19 protein-coding genes and 2 pseudogenes are annotated in these 12017 nt (G+C 66.6%); 2 read left to right on the forward strand and 19 right to left on the reverse strand.

Going from position 1 to position 12017, the window contains the following annotated elements; all coding sequences use genetic code 11:
* Window positions 1-249: 249 nt before the first annotated feature.
* The 7 genes and pseudogenes from DEU38_RS29690 to DEU38_RS18085 all read right to left on the reverse strand — a co-directional run.
* Window positions 250-1086 (reverse strand): annotated as a pseudogene (locus DEU38_RS29690) (FAD-linked oxidase C-terminal domain-containing protein); the annotation flags it as partial.
* Window positions 1087-1091: 5 nt separating this feature from the next.
* Complete coding sequence (locus tag DEU38_RS29695) at window positions 1092-1385, reverse strand: hypothetical protein (RefSeq protein ID WP_309473102.1); 294 nt, start codon at window positions 1383-1385, stop codon at window positions 1092-1094.
* Between the two features lie 53 nt (window positions 1386-1438).
* Window positions 1439-1594: pseudogene (locus DEU38_RS29285) on the reverse strand (methyltransferase); the annotation flags it as partial.
* Window positions 1595-1598: 4 nt separating this feature from the next.
* Window positions 1599-1844 (reverse strand): CsbD family protein, encoded by a 246-nt coding sequence (locus DEU38_RS18065; RefSeq protein ID WP_114722790.1) that lies wholly within the window; start codon window positions 1842-1844, stop codon window positions 1599-1601.
* Window positions 1845-1912: 68 nt separating this feature from the next.
* Entirely contained in the window at window positions 1913-2098 is a 186-nt protein-coding gene (locus DEU38_RS18070) for a hypothetical protein (protein WP_397484734.1), read from the reverse strand.
* Window positions 2099-2275: 177 nt separating this feature from the next.
* Window positions 2276-2755 carry a CinA family protein gene (locus DEU38_RS18080; RefSeq protein WP_114722791.1) on the reverse strand — a complete coding sequence of 160 codons (480 nt, stop codon included), beginning with the start codon at window positions 2753-2755 and terminating at the stop codon, window positions 2276-2278.
* Window positions 2756-3458: 703 nt separating this feature from the next.
* Window positions 3459-3890: an STAS domain-containing protein gene (locus tag DEU38_RS18085; protein WP_114722792.1), complete on the reverse strand. Its 432-nt coding sequence runs from the start codon at window positions 3888-3890 to the stop codon at window positions 3459-3461.
* Between the two features lie 250 nt (window positions 3891-4140).
* Between DEU38_RS18085 and DEU38_RS18090 the strand changes: the two genes are divergently transcribed.
* On the forward strand, window positions 4141-4407 hold the full coding sequence (locus DEU38_RS18090; RefSeq protein ID WP_397484731.1) for a hypothetical protein: 267 nt from the start codon (window positions 4141-4143) through the stop codon (window positions 4405-4407).
* Window positions 4408-4433: 26 nt separating this feature from the next.
* On the opposite strand, the gene DEU38_RS18095 is transcribed toward DEU38_RS18090, so the two are convergent.
* From DEU38_RS18095 to DEU38_RS18155, 12 genes are all read right to left on the reverse strand, one after another.
* The gene (locus DEU38_RS18095; protein WP_181818840.1) at window positions 4434-5162 is read right to left on the reverse strand and encodes a SigB/SigF/SigG family RNA polymerase sigma factor; all 729 of its coding nucleotides are present in this window, start codon (window positions 5160-5162) and stop codon (window positions 4434-4436) included.
* 47 nt (window positions 5163-5209) lie between these two features.
* On the reverse strand, window positions 5210-5650 hold the full coding sequence (locus DEU38_RS18100) for an ATP-binding protein (protein ID WP_114722795.1): 441 nt from the start codon (window positions 5648-5650) through the stop codon (window positions 5210-5212).
* Between the two features lie 703 nt (window positions 5651-6353).
* Window positions 6354-6629: a gas vesicle protein K gene (locus DEU38_RS18110; protein ID WP_254623001.1), complete on the reverse strand. Its 276-nt coding sequence runs from the start codon at window positions 6627-6629 to the stop codon at window positions 6354-6356.
* Between the two features lie 62 nt (window positions 6630-6691).
* Complete coding sequence (gvpJ, locus tag DEU38_RS18115; protein WP_114722797.1) at window positions 6692-6889, reverse strand: gas vesicle protein GvpJ; 198 nt, start codon at window positions 6887-6889, stop codon at window positions 6692-6694.
* On the reverse strand, window positions 6886-7665 hold the full coding sequence (locus DEU38_RS18120; protein ID WP_114722798.1) for a GvpL/GvpF family gas vesicle protein: 780 nt from the start codon (window positions 7663-7665) through the stop codon (window positions 6886-6888). Before DEU38_RS18120 ends, gvpJ (DEU38_RS18115) begins: the two co-directional genes overlap by 4 nt.
* On the reverse strand, window positions 7655-8071 hold the full coding sequence (locus DEU38_RS18125) for a gas vesicle protein (protein ID WP_114722799.1): 417 nt from the start codon (window positions 8069-8071) through the stop codon (window positions 7655-7657). The genes DEU38_RS18120 and DEU38_RS18125 overlap by 11 nt, the downstream gene beginning before the upstream one ends.
* Window positions 8068-8367: a gas vesicle protein GvpO gene (gene gvpO / locus DEU38_RS18130; protein WP_114722800.1), complete on the reverse strand. Its 300-nt coding sequence runs from the start codon at window positions 8365-8367 to the stop codon at window positions 8068-8070. Before gvpO ends, DEU38_RS18125 begins: the two co-directional genes overlap by 4 nt.
* Entirely contained in the window at window positions 8364-8624 is a 261-nt protein-coding gene (locus tag DEU38_RS18135) for a gas vesicle protein GvpG (RefSeq protein ID WP_114722801.1), read from the reverse strand. Before DEU38_RS18135 ends, gvpO begins: the two co-directional genes overlap by 4 nt.
* A gap of 1 nt (window position 8625) precedes the next feature.
* Entirely contained in the window at window positions 8626-9408 is a 783-nt protein-coding gene (locus tag DEU38_RS18140; RefSeq protein ID WP_114722802.1) for a GvpL/GvpF family gas vesicle protein, read from the reverse strand.
* A complete protein-coding gene (gvpJ, locus tag DEU38_RS18145; RefSeq protein WP_114722803.1) occupies window positions 9405-9803 on the reverse strand; it encodes a gas vesicle protein GvpJ in 399 nt (132 codons plus the stop codon). Before gvpJ (DEU38_RS18145) ends, DEU38_RS18140 begins: the two co-directional genes overlap by 4 nt.
* A 7-nt stretch (window positions 9804-9810) precedes the next feature.
* Window positions 9811-10611 (reverse strand): SRPBCC family protein, encoded by an 801-nt coding sequence (locus DEU38_RS18150; RefSeq protein ID WP_309473101.1) that lies wholly within the window; start codon window positions 10609-10611, stop codon window positions 9811-9813.
* Between the two features lie 143 nt (window positions 10612-10754).
* Window positions 10755-11474, reverse strand: coding sequence for a hypothetical protein (locus tag DEU38_RS18155; RefSeq protein ID WP_258557988.1), 720 nt, complete (start codon window positions 11472-11474; stop codon window positions 10755-10757).
* Between the two features lie 192 nt (window positions 11475-11666).
* Here DEU38_RS18155 and DEU38_RS18160 point away from each other — a divergent pair, with 192 nt between their 5' ends.
* Window positions 11667-11927, forward strand: coding sequence for a DUF6480 family protein (locus DEU38_RS18160; RefSeq protein WP_147283540.1), 261 nt, complete (start codon window positions 11667-11669; stop codon window positions 11925-11927).
* The last annotated feature ends 90 nt before the right edge of the window (window positions 11928-12017 follow it).

A 12017-nucleotide genomic window follows, 5' to 3' on the forward strand; every position in this document is an offset into this window, starting at 1 on the left:
GGGGTCGACACCGGCGGCGCGGGCGGCGACCCGGGAGAGGCCCGGCGCGTGGGCGAGCGCATTCACCGCGCGCGGCGCCGCGGCGGCCGCACGGGACCACAGCGGCAGCCATCCCATCGAGTAGTGGGACAGCGGACGCGGCCGGTTCCGGTAGTGGTGGTAGAGGAACTCGGCCTTGTAGGTGGCCATGTCGACGCTGACGGGGCAGTCCCGTTTGCATCCCTTGCAGGCCAGGCACAGATCCAGGGCGTCGCGGACCGCGGCCGAGCGCCAGCCGTCGGTGATGACGTCCCCCTCGACCATCTCGAACAGAAGCCGTGCCCGGCCGCGGGTGGAGTGCTCCTCCTCGCCGGTGGCCCGGTAGCTGGGGCACATCACGCCGGATTCGTGGCCCCGGCACTTACCGACACCGACGCACCGCGCCGCGGCCCGGCTGAAGCCGTGGTCGTCCTCACCGTAGGTGAACCGCGTCGCCGGTTCCCACGGTAGGTAGGCCGAGCCCTGCCGCAGGTGTGCGTCGAGCGCATCGGGATGAACGACCTTGCCCGGGTTCATCCGATTGCCCGGATCGAACAGGGACTTCATCTCGCCGAAGCCGCGAACGAGTCGCTCGCCGAACATGATCGGCAGGAGTTCGCCGCGGGACTGGCCGTCACCGTGTTCGCCGGAGAGCGAGCCGCCGTAGCGGACCACCGGGCGGGCGCTGTCCTCGGCGAACCGGCGGTAGCGGTCCACCCCGTCGGCGGTGCGGAGGTCGAACGGGATCCGGGTGTGCACGCACCCCTGGCCGAAATGCCCATACAGCGAAGCGGTTCCGTAGTCGTACCGATCCAGGAGGTCGCGGAAGTCGCGGAGGTAGTCGCCGAGTCGGTCGGGCGGGACCGCGGCGTCCTCCCAGCCCTCGTGGGTCTCGGGTTCGTGCGGCGGGTACGCGGTGGCGCCCAACCCGGCCTCCCGCGCCTCCCACACCTGCTTCTTGTGGGCGGGGTCGTCGAGGATCCTGGTGCGGTCGGTCAGGTTCCGCGCGGCGTCCTCGACGAGGTCGCGCGCCTTCCCGTCCGCCTCGTCCTGGGTGTCGCCGTCCACCTGGATCAGCAGCCACGAGTTCCCGTCCGGTAACTCGCGCAACGCCTTCTCGGCCAGGTGCCGGCTGTGCTCGAGTTGGACGAGATGGTGTCGATGCCCTCGAGCGCGGACGGCTGGTGGCGGAGGACGGCGGGGACCGCATCCGCTGCCACCGTGATGTCGTCGAAGCCGAGCACTGTCACCAGCGTGCTCTCGCTGCCCACGAGTGCCTTCGCCACGTGGAATCTGTTCTCCGGCAACAGTGAATCGAGGTTGTACCCCGACACCCGGCGCGGAATGTCGGGGTAGCGGGCCCGCACGTCGTCGCAACCGAGAGATACCCGGAGCCCGCGCCGATATCGAGAACGCGGGTACCGGGTTCGATCGCTTCTGCGAGCAACGTGCGTGCGAGAAGGTGGGTATCGGACTGTGACGGATAGACGCCGGACAGACGCCAGAACCTGCGGGGAGTCGGCTTGCGCGGACGAATCGGCTCACCCGTTCCGCGCGATGTCACGTCCGACGTCATCGCGCTACTTATCCTGTTCGGTGCGCTGGTGTGCCTCCTGAGCCGCAGCCTTTCCGCGCGCCTTCTCCGCCTCAGCTTCCTTTTCGGCCGCTTCCCGTTGGGCGGCGGCCTTGTCCTGCTGCGCTTTTCCTTCCCGCACAAGGTCGTCCTGACCCGTCACGGCGCCGGCGGCTTCCTTGGCCTTGCCTTTCACGCCCTCGACAGTGCCTTTGACTGCCTCTGCAGGACCCGACTTTTCCTTGTCCGACATGACGATCTCCTTTCAACGGATACGATTCGCCCAGCATTTACCCGGTCGGGTCCGCGGGCAAACATCGATCAGTGGCCCAGTTGATCGGTGAGTGAGGCGTTGTCCAGTCGCTTGACGCGTCGATGCTCAGCGAGCACGAGCGCCGTCCCCACCAGCAGAGCGCCACCACAAATGATCCCGGCGATCCATGCCCAGCCTGCGAAGCCGTAGCCGGCAGCGACCAGGGTGAGGCCCAGCGCGACCTGGAGGCCCACGGGGCACCGGGTGCGAAGCTGGTGCAGCAGGCGCGACGTGGCGGCACCGTGTCGAGCCGATCCAGTTCAGGATGGGTCAATCCAGCGTGAATCGCTGGGGCGAGGACATCCTCCCGCTCCTCACCGACGGCGACCCGCGGGGGTCGGCACTGATGGAGGCGGGCGCTCCAATAATCCTCATCCGGCACGAAGGCAGTTCACGAGCAATTCGAGTGCGTGGTGAGCGGTCAACTCGACGACGTCGGTCGGATTGCCCGTGAAGGATTTCTGCAGTGCGCTGACGGATCCGCGGTCGAAGAGCCCGAACCACACAGTCCCGGGCTCCTGGCCGTCCTGCCCGTCGGGGCCGGCGGCGCCCGTCACTGCGACCGCGGTGTCGGCGTTCAGGAGCTTTGCGGTAGCCACCGCCATGCTGCGTGCCGCGCGTTCCGAGACGACCGGTCCAGTCGGCACCTCGAGCAGATCGTGCTTGACGGCACTCGAGTAGGCGACGATGGTGCCGCGGAACCAGGCGGACGAGCTTGGAGCGGCGGCGAGGAGGCACGAAATGTGTCCCCCGGTCAGAGATTCGGCAGTGCCGACCGTTCGCCCGGCCTTCTGTGCGAGGTCGGAGACTTCATCTGCCAGCGCGCCGCCGTCGTTATGAGGGATCGCCATTGCTCGGTTATACCTCCTTGCTGGGACGGTAGTGGGCGTCCCTGTGAACAAGGTCCCATGATGTTCTCGCCGACGCCGACGCCGACGCCGACGCCGACGCCGACGCCGACTCTCGAGATTCGACGGAGCCTCCTTGGCGGGCTAACAAGCAGCCAATACGGAAGGTCCCGTCGTCCGCGCTGATCTCCCTGGTCTGCGACACCGACGGCGTCCCCGGTCGGGCGCAGGTGCACGACTCGACGACGAGCCCCAGTCACTCCGCGGCTTCTCGGGGTGGTCCCGGAGTGTTCCCGTCGTACCACCGCTTCTGCCGGGGTATCTGGAAGCGCTTGTCGTGTAACAGTATTGGTTGTACTTGTGGCCGTCGCGCTCAACCACCCTGACGGGCACGGTCTTGTCCAGAAGCTGCCGACTGACGACTTTGAGTTCGACGCTCGCCTCTTGGTGGGTCCGGCCGGAAAGCGCCAGTGCCATCAGCGTCATACCGGCAGGCGGTGTCCGCTGCTCTGGGCACGATCCGGGATGTCCGCTCCGGGGACGATTCGGACGGCCCTGTCTGCAACGTGCCGCCGAGCCGTGGCCCGGTCGTCGTATGTCCAAGACGTGGGACAGATCCTGGAGAATCTCGGTGGTCCTCGAAACGCTCACGCAGTGGGGCGAACGGTGTCGTCTTGCATCTGGATGGCTCCATCCACCCGCGCGATCAGTACGCCAAGTCGGTCAGCGCGCCGAGATGGCTCGACCCGAACGCCAGGGCCGACGCGACGGTCCCGTGACACGTGAAGATCTGGCTCACCCCGGTTGCAGCGAGAGCATGCTCGACGCCCCGCGTCGCAGTGACGAGCGCGAGCTCGAGACCGTATCCGGCGGCCAACTCCTTCGCGTCGACCAGAGCCGAAGCGCCGTCGACTCCGATGAAGTCGACCCGGGAGAGGTCGAGCACGATCAGATCGCCGATCGCCGGTCTGGCTCCTGACGCTTCGTGAAGCAAAGATTTGAACGACCGCCGGAAGCGGTCTACCGTGCTGAGGTCCAAGTCGACCAAGAGTTCGACCAGCAGGGCCGTCGGATCCGATGCCGTGACGCTATCCGAAGCGGTCTCGTATCTCCTTGCCGATGCGCGAAGGATGACCATTGCCGAAGTTGGAAGATCAGACACGTCGTTGCCTCCATCCGGTGCAAACGTGTTGGATGGCGCCTCGTGTGGAACTCGGTCGAGACGTCCGTTCCATGACGGCCAGAAATGTCCGTCACCGTTGCTGGACAGGCTGGGTGCTCAACCTCTCTTGTTTCTAACACCGACTCGTCCTCGTGTACAGCCTGGCGCATCGCGTCGGGACTGCCGGCATCAGGTTTCCGGCGTCGTGAAGTGGGTACGCCGTGCCATGAGGAACATCGAACGAGGAGACGAGCAGATGTCGCATTCATCGGAGACCGGAGGCGTCACCGGGACCGTCGACAAGACCTACGATCTGATCTGGTTCGCCGAGACCTGCATGAACAACGCCCTCCGGCTCGAGAACTACATCGCCGATGCCGAACGCGACGGTGACGGAGAACTGGCGGAGTTCTTCCGCCGCGCCCAGAGTGAGAGCAGGAAAGGTGCCGAGCAGAGCAAGGAGTTGCTGGCCAGCAGACTGTCCGGTGGCTGACTGACGGCACTATCTGACTGACGGCACTATAGCTCCACCTGTGCACGTAGTCTGGCCAGCGTATCGGAGAGGATCCTGGAGACGTGCATCTGGGAGACACCCACGCGGGCCGCGATCTGCGACTGCGTCTGATCGCCGAAGAACCGGAGCAACAGCACCGTGCGTTCCCGGTCCGGTAACCCTTCGAGGATGACCCGCAGCGTTTCGTGATCCTCGACCGCGGCGAGGTACGAATCGGTGTCGCCCAACAGATCAGCCAGCGTCGATCCTGATCTGAGACTGCCACCAGCGGTCCCATCGACAGAAAGGGCTTGATAACCGTTGGCGGCCTGCAGGCCCTGAGCGACATCGTCGATCCCGATCCCGAGTTCTTCGGCCATCTCGCGGGTCGTCGGCGAGCGCCCTAGCCGCTGGGACAGAGTCGACGACACCTTGATCAGGTCGAGATGAAGCTCCTTCAGTCGCCGGGGCACCCGCACGGCCCAGCCGGTGTCACGGAAGTGACGTCGGACCTCCCCCATGATCGTGGGCACTGCAAAGGCGAGGAAGTCCGAGCCACGAGTGACGTCGTAGCGGTCCACGGCGTTGACGAGGCCGATGCTGGCGACCTGCACCAGGTCCTCGAGGGGCTCACCCCGTCGGTCGAAACGCCGGGCGATGTGCTCGGCAAGCGGAAGGCAGCGCGTAATGATCCTCTGCCGCAGTTCTGCGCGTGCTGGGTCCGATTCGCCCAGCGATTCCAACAACATGAACATCGGCTTCACGTCGTCGTACTCGTCCGGCCGATCGGTTGTTCGGGGTGTCACACGCTCTCCCCGCACCGCATCGCGAACGAGATGGTGATGGTGGGGGACCGGCCGTCTCCAGTGCCGGGATGCCGATCGAGAGCCAGTTCGTTGGTGAGCGTACGAAGGACATGCCAACCGAACGTCTGCTCGTACTTCCCTTCCAGTTCAGCGCCGGTGGTGGGGACGCAACCGGCGAAGTCGAACGAATCGGCACTCACGCGAAACGTGCAGACGATGACGCTGTCGGGAAGTGCGATTCGCAGCAGGGTGCTGCAGGCCTCGTCGACAGCAAGCCGCAGATCGGCGAGTTGGTCGAGTGTCATGTCGCATTGCGCTGCCAACGACGTGGATACGCGCCGAATCGCGGCCAGTTGGTAGGCGTCGGCCGCGGTGCGTAACTCGATGACAGGCGCGGAGTCCTCGCTTCGTCTCGTGGAGAGACACGCTTCGCTCATGACGCCTCGCTTCGAAACTGGGCGTGACAGGTGGATCCGGTAGGCGGCTTCGATCGGAGGATTCCCGCGGTGCGTCGATTCCAAACTCCGGGGCACTGGAAGAAATCCAGGGAGGAGTCACACAGGGAATCCACGGCACTGCACACGTCATGCGGCTCGACCGTGTCCAGACACGGATGCGCGGCAAGGCCGCACCGACGCGCGCGCGAATCCCGGCAGGGCGCGTGCTGATCACCCAGTACGTCGGCCGGACCACCGTACGGCCTCCATCGTTCGACCGGGATCTCAAACTCTATGGATAGGCAAATGCGGGACATCTCACCGATTCCCACCCCACGGGACTTATCCGCGCCGTCGAGGGGCCGGTGGTGGAGGGTGACGTCCTCGCGCCAGCAACCGACCGACCTCCAGGAATGGCACGGCGGCGGATCATCGTCAGGCCCGGCATGATGCCCAGGATCGGCGGGCCGGGCATCGACTCGGGGCCGACAACCGGAGAACTGCGCAGTTCCGGTGTCAGTGGGTCCTCCGCGAGTGTCGGTTCCACGAGGCGCCGGCCGGTGACCGTGTCCAGTCCTGGGTACCGATCGAGGACGTCCGCGGCGGGTGGCGAGAGCCCCGGGCTGCCACACCGTGTCGCCGTCGCAGAACGCCACTTCCGCGGCAACCGCAGGACGGTGACGTCGGGAAACTCTGCGGCAGATCAGTCGTCTGCCAGTAGCGGACCAAGAGGGCCCAGATCGATGTTGAGATCCTCCGGTTCGAGGCCGAAATGCTCACGCAGCTCCTCCATCTTCTCCTCGAGCATCATCAGAGTGGTGCCGATGCGTTCGATCTGGTCGTCGGAGAGATCGCCGGCGTCCACCCGGCGCAGCGCCTGCCGTTCCATGAGTTGCCGCAGCAGTTCGACGAGCGTGAGGACCAGAGCGACGAGCCCGCGCTCGACCGACTCGGGGTCGGCGTCGATCCGCTGGCGGATCGACGGCTGGCGAGGACGCGACGTGGCGGCCTCGCTCGAATCCGGACCATCGGGCGATGCGTTCACCGTCGGCTCTCCGGCGTCCCGGCGGGCGGCGGCGTCAGCGCACTGACCGACGACACGAGCGTGCGGAGCGAGATGTGCACCATGTCGACGTCGGCGATCGAGAGGGTGATCTCGCCCGCGACCACGACGCCTCCGCCGAGGACGCGGTCCAGGAGATCGACCAGCGCTATCCGACGGTCCGGGGCGGTGCTCATCGGGCGCTCGCCTCCACGGAGGTGAAGGAGTACGGCGGCCAGGGACCGGTGAGCACCAGTTCCACGTCGTCGAACCGAGTGTCGAGTTGCTCGACGGCAGTGACGAACTCGCGGTGGTGCTCGTTGTCGACCAGGAACGATGCATTGAGGATTTCCTGGGAGCGGCGCGAGGACAGATCCGGGGGAGAGGGTGGCTGTCGGGCGCCGGCCACCGCCCACCGCGACAGCTCGGCGAAGATCTCGTCCGCGCGCTGGCCGGCGGCGGATTCGGCTTCCTCCCGGGCGGCCGCCTGCGCGCGCCGCTGCATCAGATACGCCGTCCCGGAAGGTCTGCCGGTCTTCTCACGTGCGTCCCGCGGTTCGGTGCGGGCGCGATCGAGATAGGACCGCACGCCCCATTCGGAGCGATCGGTGATCTGCTCCAATGCCTCACCGAGCTGCTGGGCGTTGTCGCGCAACATCGTTCGCACCCGGTCGTCGTCGAAGTACACCGTCGCCAGGCGCAGCGGCACGGTGGCGCCACCGGCGCAGATCGCGGCGACGACCGCATCGTGACGACGTGCCGTCTCGGCAAGCCAGTCGAGGTCTTCCAGATTGCGGCGCAGCGCCTCCTCGCCGAACGTGTCGAGTCGCACTGTGCCGACGACAGCCGCGAAGCCCGACTCGGTGACCGTGCGCAGTTCCTCGCCGGCCACGCCGCGGATGCCGGAGATTCCGCCGGGAAACGGCCCCTCCGTGGTCACCGCGTATACCCACACGCCGTCGTCAGGGGTCATCGTCGTGCTCCTCCTCGGCGGGGGCTTCGGCCGGTTCCACCGCCTGTTGCGGGCCGGTCGTCACATCCGCGATCCGCCCCTCGCCGGACTCGAGAGCTGCGATGCGCGAGCGCAGACGCTCGTTCTCGAGTTCCAGGTCGCGATTGCCTCCCGACAGCCACGGATCGTGTTCCCACCAGTCGATTCCGACCTCGCGCGCAGTTTCGAGCGACGCGATCACCAGGCGCAGCTTGATGGTCAGCAGTTCGATGTCGAGGAGATTGACCCGAATATCGCCGGCGATCACGATGCCCTTGTCCAGGACCCGTTCGAGGATGTCGCCGAGGTTGGCCGGCTCGTGGCCCGCGCCGCCGAGACCCTGGCTGTACTGCTGCGGGTAGTTCGATCCGCCGCTCGACCTCGTCACTGTTGAGCACCCTTCTCGGAGCGACCGCGCGTGTACTGCCGGCTCCTCCGGTAGGACAGCAGCATTCCGTCCATGTCGAGGACGACGACGTAGATGGCCAGGACGTCGGAGGACGACGGGATACGGCGATCCTCGACGACCTCCACCTCGACGGACCACCCTTCGTCGCTCGGCGCGACGGACACCGCTCCGATCGGGGTCCGACCGGTGAGTGCGGCGATCTGCCGAGCGGCCTCGGCGGCCGCCTCCGGTGCGGTCAAGTCGGTGTGGTCGTCCGGATCTCGCGGCCCGGTCATCGTTCACTCCCCCCGCCGCGGGCGTCGACGTCCCTGGGGCGCGTGACCCGGTGAAGGATCTCGTCCTCGGCACGGGCGGCTTCGTCCTCCGACATCTGCCCCGAACGCCGGCCCTCCTCGATCACCTCGAGGTCGCGGCGCATCGCGGCGGGGCTCGTCGTCTCCTCCTCGACCTGACGGCGTACGACTTCCCCGATCCACACCACGCCCCGGACCGGGGCCAGTGGGAGCCCGAAGATGGCTGAGAAGAGGCCCATGTCAGGTTCCCGGTGCCCGTGTCTTCACGAAGTCGTATGCGGCCAACGGACCGGTCACCGTAACGTCGATCCTTCCCTGCCATTCGTCGATCAGCGGAGCCACCGCTTCTTCCAACTCGTCCGTCCGGTCCGCGGGGATCAGCACGGCTACGGAACCGGCCTCCTCGTCGTCGGTCGGCTCGCGCGCCGACACGGCCGCGGCGACCGGTTCGACCGCCTCGACGATGCGTTGGGTGTCCTGCTCACGTTTGCCGGTGAGCGCCCGGCTGATCAGCTCACCGAGCGCGAGGCGCTCGTCGCGGGTCACGTCCTCCGTCTGGTCGCGTATGGCCTCGCGCAGGCGTCCGGCCTCGGGGTCATCCGACAAGATCTCCCGCAGGATCGCGTCCTCGACGTACCTGCCCTTGACGACGAACTGAACCATTCCCTCGAGTTGCTCGAGCGCGTCGTGGAACTCGTCTCGATACTGTTCGAGAAGCTCGGAAACCACTGCATCGGTATCGGTGAGCACCGCACCGAAGCGCAACGGCAGCACCGGTGCCGCCGTGACCGTGGCGTCGAGTACAGCCGCGTGGGCTCGAAGATCGTCGGAGCTGCCCAACGGTGAATTCGGATCGATCTCGCTGACCAGCGCGGCGACGTCGTCGTGCGTCACGATCTTCAGTGGCCGGGGTGGCGAGCCGATGCCGGTGGCGTCCTCTTTCACTTCCACGTCCGCGGGCACCAAGCCGTACACGTACACCACCGGGCGCCGTTCTTCCGGCGCGGATTGTTCTTCGTTCATCGCTCCTTGCCTCCGCCGGAGTGTCCGCGATGCTGCTGCTCGCGCTCGTCCTGGGAACCGCCGAGAAAGTCGAGTACCTTCTCGCCGGCCGCCTCGATGGCACCCTTCGTCTTCCCTTCCGCCACGCCCGTGGTCATGTCCTGCACCATGTCTGGCAGGCCCTTCGGCTGGGTCTCCGAGATCTCCAGACGATTGACTGCCTCCGCGAACCGTAGGTACGTGTCGACACTGGCGACCACGACGCGTGCATCGATGGTGACGAGTTCGATGCCCACGAGGGATAGTCGAACGTAGGCGTCGATTACGAGGCCCTTGTCGAGGATCGTGTCCACGACGTCCGCGAGGCTCTGGGAACTCGGGCCGCCCGCGCCACCGCCTCCTTGAACCATGGTCATCTTCCGATCACTCCTCCCGGGACCCGGATTCCGCTTCCTCGCCGTCGTCCGGCTCCTCGTCCTCGCTCTCGTCGGGTTTCTCTACGTCGTCTTCGGGGCCCTCCTCGAGGTCCTCTTCCGGTACCACCTCGCCGTCGTGGATCTCCCCGTGCCAGCCCTCGATCTCCTCCGGATGAAGGAGTGTCTGTATCATGACCTGGCGTCGGAAGTGTTTGAGTTCCAATCGGATTCGGCGTCCCTGGGCGCGCCAGATGTTTCCGGTCTTCTCGAAGAAGCCTTGCGGGTGGTACTCGATCACGACCAGCACCCTGGTGAGGTCGGGGGTGAGTTCGTGGAAGGTGACCGCGCCGTCCAGGTACCCCTTGTCGCCTTTCGAGCGCCAGACGATTCGTTCGTCCTGGACCTGTTCGAGGATGGTGGACTCCCACGACCGGTGGGACCAGAAGACCTGAGCCTTCCATCTCAGCTTCTCGTCGGAGATCTGTTCCACCTGTTCGAGCTTCTTCATGAACCGGGGGAAGTCGGCGAACTGCGTCCACTGGTCGTACACCAGGTCGACGGGTGCTCCGATGTCGATCTGTTCGACGATGTTGGTGATCTTGTCCTTCTTGCCCTTGCCTTTTCCTTTGCCGCCTCCCGTGAGGGCTTCCTTGAGGTCGCGTCCCTTATCCTTGATCTTCCCCGTCACGGACGACATGCCCGCCTTGAGCGCCACTTTTGCGGGGGATTCTCCCTGGGCGAGCCCCGTCACGGCGGACGCGAGACCTCCACTGCCACCGCTCTCGCTGAACTGGTCGAGGTTCCCCACCGTCGAAGAGACGGTATCGGTCAGCGACTTGACCCCCTTCTGGGCGACGGCGCCGACGAGATGCTGCAGGGACGACTTGAGTTGCTCCGCGCCGACCGCGGGCCCCTGCTCGTCAGTCCCCTCTTTGGTTGCAGTCATAGCTCTCACCTCCCGGTACGTCGCACGGGTGCGTCGTCGGCGGACGTCGTGGACCGTGCACGTGTACGCGACTTGGGCTCGGAGTCCTTACGCGTGCGCGGCGTGCTGCGCCGCGAAGGCGAGGTCCGTGAGGCGGCGGACCGGCGACGAGACTCTGCGTCCTCCCGCCCCTCGCCCTGGTCGTCGCCGCCCGTGTCGTCCTCGGGCTCTGTGCGCTTCCTGCGCTGCCGAGGGGCGGGCGGTCGCTCGGACCGGGACTTCGACGCCGCGGATTCGGATGCTTCGGTGTCCTTCTCGTCCTTCTCGTCCGGCTCTCCGTGCTCCTCTTCCTCGTCGCCGCGCGCTTCCTCGCCGCCGAGGAGTCCCTCGCCGACCTTGCCGACGGTGTCGCCGACGTCCCCGCCCACCTTGCCGACGCCCTCGCCCACGCCTGATTCGACGCCCTCGATGCGATTGGTGAGGGCCTCGATCCGGTTGCTCGCGGCGGCAACCGCCGCGCGTTTCGCCGCATCCGTGAGTTCGCCGCGGACGCTCTCGGTGAGTTTCCCGACCTCCGCCGAGTCGCCGAGCCGTTTGATTCCCTCGCGAACCAATTCGCGAGAATTACTGGGCAGACGCCCCGTCGCTCCCGCGCCGGCGAGCATCAGCGCGACCTTCATCTTGCGGGTTCGGCCGAGGAAATAGCCGACCGCGACACCGAGGGCGACTCGCATGCCACCTTTCATGACCGGTTCCTTCGTACAGGGGAGGGACATGCCCGGACCCCACCGGCCCGGATCGACACGCTCCACGTGATCGGATAGCCGCTTCGGCACCCGCGCAAACACGGATCGCGAAATCGCGTACCTGTACCGGGTCGCGGCGAATGACTTGCGGCCCCAGCGGGTACTCGCATGAGAAGCGACCAGGAGGGCGAGATGACCGATCCACGTGCAGCCGACGGACCCGACCCCGACCCCCGCAACACACCGGACCTGGAGTCGGGCGGAGGAGGTGTGCCCGCTGGGTCGACGCCGCCCGCGTCGGGCGGAACCTCGGGGGTGTGGGAGCACGAACCCGACACGCGCCACGGATTCCCGGTGACCGGCACGGCCACGATCATCGTGGTCGCTCTCATCGTGGTGGTCTTCGTTGCGGTGGCGATCGCACTGATCCTGATGGCCACCGGCGTCTGGTGACGCGTGACGACGCGGCGTGACCCGGGGTCGGAAGAGTACGAGCGCGTCAGGATGCAGCCTGTTCCTCGCACGAACCGAGTAGCTTCACGG

Source organism: Rhodococcus sp. AG1013 (assembly GCF_003350365.1).
Taxonomy (GTDB): Bacteria; Actinomycetota; Actinomycetes; order Mycobacteriales; family Mycobacteriaceae; genus Prescottella.

What these genes read in the sequence shown, in the direction of transcription:
- DEU38_RS18155 (WP_258557988.1), bottom strand. Translation starts at nt 11,474, where the DNA reads ATGAAAGGTGGCATGCGAGTCGCCCTCGGTGTCGCGGTCGGCTATTTC.
- DEU38_RS18120 (WP_114722798.1), bottom strand. Translation starts at nt 7,665, where the DNA reads ATGACCCCTGACGACGGCGTGTGGGTATACGCGGTGACCACGGAGGGG.
- DEU38_RS18095 (WP_181818840.1), bottom strand. Translation starts at nt 5,162, where the DNA reads ATGTTCATGTTGTTGGAATCGCTGGGCGAATCGGACCCAGCACGCGCA.
- gvpJ (WP_114722797.1), bottom strand. Translation starts at nt 6,889, where the DNA reads ATGAGCACCGCCCCGGACCGTCGGATAGCGCTGGTCGATCTCCTGGAC.
- DEU38_RS18160 (WP_147283540.1), top strand. Translation starts at nt 11,667, where the DNA reads ATGACCGATCCACGTGCAGCCGACGGACCCGACCCCGACCCCCGCAAC.
- DEU38_RS18085 (WP_114722792.1), bottom strand. Translation starts at nt 3,890, where the DNA reads ATGGTCATCCTTCGCGCATCGGCAAGGAGATACGAGACCGCTTCGGAT.
- DEU38_RS18135 (WP_114722801.1), bottom strand. Translation starts at nt 8,624, where the DNA reads ATGGGCCTCTTCTCAGCCATCTTCGGGCTCCCACTGGCCCCGGTCCGG.
- DEU38_RS18090 (WP_397484731.1), top strand. Translation starts at nt 4,141, where the DNA reads ATGAGGAACATCGAACGAGGAGACGAGCAGATGTCGCATTCATCGGAG.
- DEU38_RS18140 (WP_114722802.1), bottom strand. Translation starts at nt 9,408, where the DNA reads ATGAACGAAGAACAATCCGCGCCGGAAGAACGGCGCCCGGTGGTGTAC.
- gvpO (WP_114722800.1), bottom strand. Translation starts at nt 8,367, where the DNA reads ATGACCGGGCCGCGAGATCCGGACGACCACACCGACTTGACCGCACCG.
- DEU38_RS18100 (WP_114722795.1), bottom strand. Translation starts at nt 5,650, where the DNA reads ATGAGCGAAGCGTGTCTCTCCACGAGACGAAGCGAGGACTCCGCGCCT.
- DEU38_RS18065 (WP_114722790.1), bottom strand. Translation starts at nt 1,844, where the DNA reads ATGTCGGACAAGGAAAAGTCGGGTCCTGCAGAGGCAGTCAAAGGCACT.
- DEU38_RS18080 (WP_114722791.1), bottom strand. Translation starts at nt 2,755, where the DNA reads ATGGCGATCCCTCATAACGACGGCGGCGCGCTGGCAGATGAAGTCTCC.
- gvpJ (WP_114722803.1), bottom strand. Translation starts at nt 9,803, where the DNA reads ATGACCATGGTTCAAGGAGGCGGTGGCGCGGGCGGCCCGAGTTCCCAG.